At 48.0% G+C, this 4,940-nt stretch carries 6 protein-coding genes and 1 pseudogene; all 7 read right to left on the reverse strand.

From position 1 onward, the window contains the following. Positions 1–390: pseudogene (locus tag GY843_RS07705) on the reverse strand (dihydroorotase); the annotation flags it as partial. A 5-nt stretch (positions 391–395) separates the two neighbouring features. Further along, complete coding sequence (locus GY843_RS07710) at positions 396–1,400, reverse strand: aspartate carbamoyltransferase catalytic subunit (RefSeq protein ID WP_297308219.1); 1,005 nt, start codon at positions 1,398–1,400, stop codon at positions 396–398. A gap of 15 nt (positions 1,401–1,415) precedes the next feature. Next, entirely contained in the window at positions 1,416–1,925 is a 510-nt protein-coding gene (pyrR, locus tag GY843_RS07715; protein ID WP_297308221.1) for a bifunctional pyr operon transcriptional regulator/uracil phosphoribosyltransferase PyrR, read from the reverse strand. After that, complete coding sequence (gene ruvX / locus GY843_RS07720; protein ID WP_297308223.1) at positions 1,906–2,382, reverse strand: Holliday junction resolvase RuvX; 477 nt, start codon at positions 2,380–2,382, stop codon at positions 1,906–1,908. Before ruvX ends, pyrR begins: the two co-directional genes overlap by 20 nt. A 52-nt stretch (positions 2,383–2,434) precedes the next feature. Continuing rightward, positions 2,435–3,007, reverse strand: coding sequence for a YqgE/AlgH family protein (locus tag GY843_RS07725; RefSeq protein WP_297308225.1), 573 nt, complete (start codon positions 3,005–3,007; stop codon positions 2,435–2,437). A 34-nt stretch (positions 3,008–3,041) separates the two neighbouring features. After that, positions 3,042–3,989, reverse strand: coding sequence for an energy transducer TonB (locus GY843_RS07730; protein WP_297308227.1), 948 nt, complete (start codon positions 3,987–3,989; stop codon positions 3,042–3,044). A gap of 26 nt (positions 3,990–4,015) precedes the next feature. Continuing rightward, on the reverse strand, positions 4,016–4,940 hold a 925-nt coding region (gene gshB / locus GY843_RS07735; RefSeq protein ID WP_297308230.1), incomplete at its 5' end, for a glutathione synthase.

Here is a 4,940-nt window from a genome sequence, read left to right on the forward strand (position 1 = left end):
ACCTTTGGTTAGAGCACCCATTGGCAAAATGCGCATCTTGCCAGCTTCCTGGCAGCGGTCTTTGATTAGCTCTGCAACTGCAGGTGTATCTACCACCGGGCTGCTGGTAGGTGGAGTCACAAATGTAGTTACTCCTCCGGCAACTGCGGCAGAAGATTCAGTTTTGATCGAGCCTTTTTGAGATGGGCCGGGCTCACGAGCGTGAGCACTCATATCAACCAGGCCTGGGCAGACAATCTGGCCGTGGGCATCAATAGTCTGATCAGCGCTGAAATCTGCAGGTGCTGAATTGATGGCAGCAATTTTACCATCCTGAATATACAGATCACCGACGCTATCGGTTTCTGTTGCTGGATCAATAATACGCCCGCCCTGAATTAGAATATTCATTGCTATTACTCTCCAGCTTCAGTTAATTCGGAACGGTTTTTGGTTTGGCCACTCATAGCCATGGACATGACCGCCATTCGCACGGCAATACCGTTAGTCACCTGATCAAGGATAAGCGACTTTTCGCCATCGGCTACAGAAGATGCGATCTCTACACCACGGTTAATCGGTCCCGGATGCATGACTACCGCATCGGGTTTTGCCAGTGCCAGTTTATCCATAGTCAGGCCGTAGAGTTTATAAAACTCGCTTTCACTTGGCAGTAGTGCGCTGTTCATGCGCTCTTTCTGCAGGCGGAGCATCATAACCACATCTACATCTTTAATGCCTTGCTGCATATTTGTGTAAACCTTAACGCCGAGAGATTCGATGTTGCGTGGTAATAGGGTGTTGGGTGCGATAACGCGGATCTCACTGACGCCAAGCGTACGCAGAGCGTGGATCTGAGAGCGTGCAACACGGGAATGCAGAATGTCACCAACGATAGCTACAGTTAAAGGCGTAAAATCACCTTTCGCCTGACGGATAGTCAGCATATCTAACATTGCCTGAGTCGGATGAGCATGACGACCATCACCTGCGTTAATAACTGCAACATCAGGAGTGACATGTTCTGCGATAAAGTGTGCCGCACCACTGCTGGAGTGACGTACTACAAACATATCTGAGTGCATTGCATGCAGCGTCATCAGCGTGTCTTTAAGTGTTTCACCTTTGGAGGTGGAAGAGGTACTGATATTTAAATTGAGTACATCCGCGGATAGACGTTTCGCTGCCAACTCAAACGTGGACAAGGTACGGGTGCTGGCTTCAAAAAACAGGTTCACAACCGTTTTACCACGTAGCAGAGGTACTTTCTTAACCTGCTTAGCACTCATATCTACAAAGGAATCTGCTCTATCAAGTATGTCGGTCAGCAGTTCGCGTGAGAGACCTTCCGTCGTTATAAAGTGCTTCAGTCCACCTTCATCAGTAAGCTGAATCTGATTCGGATCAGTTTGTTCAAACATGATAGCTACTCAATATTAAGAACGGTTGCGGATTTCCAGAGCAAGTGGCTCAGGACCGGTAAGTTTAACTGACTGCTCAGGGCCAATGGCCAATGTGCCACCAATAATATCTGCCTGAATTGGTAGTTCGCGTTGTTGCAGATCAAGCAGGGTGATCAGAGTCACAGAAGCTGGGCGGCCATAGTCAAACAGTTCATTCATTGCAGCTCGGATAGTGCGTCCACTCATAATGACATCGTCAACCAGAATCACATGTCGGCCTTCGGTTGGTGATGGTAGATTGGAGGGCTGTACTTTCGGGTTCAGTCCAGACTGCTCGAAGTCGTCGCGGTGGAAAGATATATCTAGAACGCCCAAAGGACTGTTGATATCCAGCTCTTTATGCAGGCGTTCAGCAAGCCAGACCCCGCCGGTATGGATACCTATCATCAGTGGATCATTTTTTTTGCCCTGTGATAACAAAGCTGAAAGCTCATGCTTTAACTTATCTAGCAGTGCCTCTGCGTTAAGAGCGCTTGAGGTCATATACATCCTCCAATCGAGTATGGCTGGGTATGCGGATTTCGCAGTTAAACCAGCTTTCCAGAATTAGTTGAGCCGCCAACCCGTCAACCGATTCTTCTTTAAAATTGTCACTGCCCCCTGCTGCAAAATGGATCTCTTTTGCTTCCGCAGTGGAGAGGCGCTCATCCATCAAAAAGCAGGGGATTTTATACCTTTCGTGTAAACGGTTGGCAAACTTACGGGCTCGATGAGCCATGTCACTGATTGTGCCGTCGTAATTCAGCGGAATTCCAATCACTAACGCATTGGGTTGCCACTCGTTTATAAGAGTGGCGAGTTGGTCCCAATCAGGGATGCCATCGCGGGCAGAAATAGGATTGAGCGGAGAGGCTGTGCCTGTAATGGATTGGCCAGTAGCTACACCTATACGGCTGGTGCCAAAATCAAAAGCCAGTGCCTGATTAATTGTACTGCTCATTTAAGGGTAGAACCTTATTCTATAGGGCTAATTATGCCTGATAGATTAGGTTTCAGGCGTGTCCACTGTGGGCGGTCAGGAGGTCAAGATTGATGCCTAACGTGGAGGCTGCTGCTTGTAGTCGCTCCCCGACCGGAATGCTGAATAGTATATCTGAATTTGCGGGACAGCTTAACCAGGCATTGTCGCTGAGTTCTTGTTCTAATTGACCGGGTCCCCAACCTGCACAGCCCAGTGCGATCAGATAGTCATGATTGAAGCGGCCCTCTGCGGCAGCCTCTATAGCGTCCATTGAGGTGCTGAGGTAGATGTTATCAGCTATGCAGTGGCTAGAAGCCCACTCAACAGGATCGGTGGCTTTATGTAGTACGTAACCCCGGTCATTGCGAACGGGGCCTCCACTGAAAATCTCTTGTTGCTGATTGGCTATGGAGGGGCAGTGCAGATTAAGATGATCGCAAAGTTCAGATAGGGTAATGCCTACGGGGCGATTAACAACAATACCCATCGCACCGTACTCGCTATGATCGCATATATAGGTAACAGTTTGTGAAAAGTTCTGATCATTAAGGTGAGGCATGGAGATCAGAAAGTGGTCCCGGAGACATTGGCTGGATGGTGTCATAATGCGGACTCTTAAAAATGCACTGTATTAAGAATTAGTATACATAGGCTCTTTTCTCAAATTTCCAGGTACGGATTATCTCCAGAATATCCGTACTTTTTCTCATCTCAACTGGAAAGGGTTGGAATGGAGCGGCGAGGCGTACGATGCGAATTGCTGCATCATCCAGGATCCGTCTGCCAGACGATTGCAAAATTTCGATGTTCTTTACAGAACCGTCAGGATTAACGGCAACCAATAGACGCAAACTGCCGTACATCTTGTTGCGTCTGGCTTCTTCCGGATAGTTTAGGTTGCCTACGTTCTCAATTTTCTTGCGCCAGTTATCCAAATAGAGAGCATCTTCACGTTTTTGTGTAGAAGCTGAGGTTAGTCGTTTAATACGAGGTTTTCTCGCCATCATCTCTCGATGATTATCTAAATCTGCCTGTAAGCTGGCGATTTCTAGGCTGCGTGCTAGTAGGGATGTAGCTGTGCCGGGAGATGCTGCTTTCACCTTCTCTGGTTCTGGCTTGGCTGCTTTTGCTGCGGCTTGTTTCGGTTTTGATGCAGTGGTAGTTACCACCTGTTTTTTGGGGGTGCTGACGGCAATCGATTTTTGTGGTTCTGGAGAGGCTTTTTGTGGTGCTGGTTTAGGTTGCTGAACTTCTTTTACAGGCGCTTTAACAGAATTCTGTTGTGGTGCTAGGGTGTTGATCTGCTGATCCTGAAAAGAAGCTTTCTGGTTGGTAGCTGGCAGACTTTTTTCCTCGCTGTTACCGCTGCCTGCTTGATTTGCCTGAGCTATAAAGTCCGCTTCTTTGGGTGTTTCTTTCTGCTGGTATTGTGCGAGAGTAACTTCGATAGTTTTTTGCGGTGGACGTTTGTCTTCAGCTGTGAAGGTGATGCCAATGATAGTTACAGCGTGTAGTGCAACAGCGAAAAACAGAGTGAAGCCTAAGCGGTCAGCAGCAGTTACAGCTTGTGTGGCAACGGTGTTCACTCTGTTGGGGCCTCTTTAATACCGCTTTACTGAATTTGAAGTTTACGTTCGATCGCATCCATCAGCTGCATGCCGATATCCAGGCCAAACTGATTGTTCAGCTCGCGAATACAGGTTGGGCTGGTAACGTTAATCTCTGTCAGATAATCGCCAATAACGTCTAAGCCTACAAACAGCAGCCCTTTCTCTTTGAGAGTAGGTGCAACCTGCTTACAAATCCATAGGTCCCGGTCTGTTAATTCGCGGCCTTCGCCACGGCCACCAGCTGCCAGGTTTCCTCTTGTTTCACCACCGGTAGGAATTCGGGCTAGTGCATAAGGAACCGGGTGTCCATCTACCAGAAGGATTCGTTTGTCACCGTCTACAATTTCAGGGATGTATTTCTGAGCCATGATGGTTTGCTGACCATGTTCAGTCAACGTCTCAATAATTACCCCTAGATTCAATCCATCTTCTTTGATGCGGTAGATCTGTGAACCACCCATGCCATCTAATGGTTTGAAAATTACATCGCCATGCTCACGGTGGAACTCTCGTAGAAGATCTTCATGCTTGCTGACCAGAACTGGAGGGCAGCATTGAGGGAAGTGGGTGGCGAAAAGTTTCTCGTTAAAATCGCGCAGGCTCTGCGGTTTATTAACGATAAGCGTGCCCTCTTTTTCTGCCTGTTCCAGCAGATAGGTGGTATAGATAAATTCGTTATCAAACGGAGGATCTTTGCGCATCAGGATAACATTCAGCTCGGATAGATCCTGAGTTTGGTACTCTCCGCGTTCAAACCAGTTGTTTTCATCCATAGCCACCGTGAGGGGCGCCATTTTCGCCTGTGCTTTGCCATCACGGGAAAACAGATGTTGCTGTTCCATGTACCATAGTTCCCAGCCTTTCTGCTGAGCGGCCCAGAGCATGGCCAGAGAGCTATCTTTCTTGAAAGAGATATTCTCAATGGGG

The organism is Neptuniibacter sp. (assembly GCF_024231755.1).
Taxonomy (GTDB): Bacteria; Pseudomonadota; Gammaproteobacteria; order Pseudomonadales; family Balneatricaceae; genus Neptuniibacter.

Coding starts and splice junctions, on each gene's coding strand:
- pyrR (WP_297308221.1), bottom strand. CDS start 1,925: ATGACCTCAAGCGCTCTTAACGCAGAGGCACTGCTAGATAAGTTAAAG.
- GY843_RS07710 (WP_297308219.1), bottom strand. CDS start 1,400: ATGTTTGAACAAACTGATCCGAATCAGATTCAGCTTACTGATGAAGGT.
- ruvX (WP_297308223.1), bottom strand. CDS start 2,382: ATGAGCAGTACAATTAATCAGGCACTGGCTTTTGATTTTGGCACCAGC.
- GY843_RS07725 (WP_297308225.1), bottom strand. CDS start 3,007: ATGACACCATCCAGCCAATGTCTCCGGGACCACTTTCTGATCTCCATG.